The sequence below is a fragment of the Frankia sp. CcWB2 genome (genome assembly GCF_977927585.1).
In genome coordinates, this window is the sequence record NZ_CDWRCM010000052.1 from 16,698 (window position 1) to 18,242 (window position 1,545).

Below are 1,545 nucleotides of genomic sequence, written 5' to 3' on the forward strand. Positions count from 1 at the left end.
GGGGACGTCTCTATCCGCTCCTGGTCGGGGCGCCGGACCGGGACGCGCTCGGCGCGCTTCCAGTACCGGTCGCGGAGGTTCCCGCGCCCTGGGAGGGCACCGAGCCGAGCGGCGCAGCCGGGTCCAGCGCCTTGCGGACGCGGATGGTCACCGGTCCGCGTGGGACCCTGCTGCCCACCGCCGACCTCGACATCGTCGCGCTGGCCCGATCGGGGCTGCCGCTGCGGGTCGTACATCCCGACGCCTGCGCCCAGGACGCGGCGCGGGATGCCCTGCGCACCCTCGGCGCGCTTGAGGGCACTCCGGCGGGTGTCCTACGGGATGCGGCGGTACGCGAGGCGGTCCTGGACGCCGATCCGGAGGACGATCCCAATGATCTCACCGCCCTGGCGAACGCGGTGCTGGCGCTGGCCCGGGACGCGAGCGAGGAGTCCACGGCCGACCTGAGCTGGCTCGACGAGCTGCTGCTGCCGGACGGCGACGGTGGCTTCACCCCGGCCGGCGAGCTGCTGATCCAGGGAGGCCCCCTGGATCGGGTGCTCGCCGAGGACGCACCCTTCGGCACCCTGAGCGCCGAGGTCGCGCGGGCCTGGCCCGCCGAGGTGCTGGCGAAGGTCGGTGTGCTGCATACCTTCGGGGTGTTGCACGCCCACGACCTGCCGTTGGATCCCGACGAGCAGATCCTGCTCGACCTCGACGACAGCGACACCTGGGTTGACGACGTCACGGCGGACGACCACGGTGCGCCGGGCGGCTCGGCGAACCTGCGTCGGCCGCCTCCCGGCGGGCCACCGGCACCCGCCATGATCGGGGTGTTCGCGGCGGTACGCGACCTCGAACTCGTCGACCGGGCCGCCTGGCCCGAGGCGCTCGCCGAGCTCGCCCGACCACCGTTGCGGGACGTCGTGTTCGCCCCCGAGCCGTCCTATACGCGCTGGTGGCTGGCGCGACACGCGGTGCTGCCCGTCGGTGGCGACGGCCGGGCGCCCCACTCCGCGGAACACCCGGCGCACCGGGACGGCAGGGTTCTGCCTCCGGGCGAGCTCGTCCTACCCGACGCGGACCCCCTGCTCACCGGGCTGTTCGCGCCGGCGGCACCGCTCCCGGGGGTCGACGACGAGTTCCTGCGCCACCTCGGCTGCCGGCTGACGCTGGAGGACGTCCTCGGCGACCTGGGCGCGGTGATGGACCTGCTCGACCGGCTGGGCGACGCCGACCGGGACGTACCGTGGCCCGCGGCTCGCACGCTGTACATCGCCGCGGTCGACGCGGTGGCCCGGGTCCTGACGGCGCCGGACGGTTCCGCCCACGACGGGCGGTTCGACCCGCCGCTGACCGTCCGCACCCCGGACGGCGTCCGGTCCTGCGCCGACGTCGTGGTGGTGGACGCACCGGACATGCTGGGGCTGCTCGGCGCGGACCGCTTCGGGCTGCGTCTCCCGCTGGACCGGGCGGCCGAGGTGGCCCACGTCCTCGGCGTGCGCCTCGCCGCCGAGGCGGGCACCTGCGAGATCGTCTCGGCGGGCCCCGGCGAGGCCCGGCAGG

At 75.5% G+C, this 1,545-nt stretch carries 1 pseudogene; it reads left to right on the forward strand.

Features of this window, described 5'->3' with window-relative positions:
• Positions 1-1,545 (forward strand): annotated as a pseudogene (locus ACY45C_RS08000) (sacsin N-terminal ATP-binding-like domain-containing protein); the annotation flags it as partial.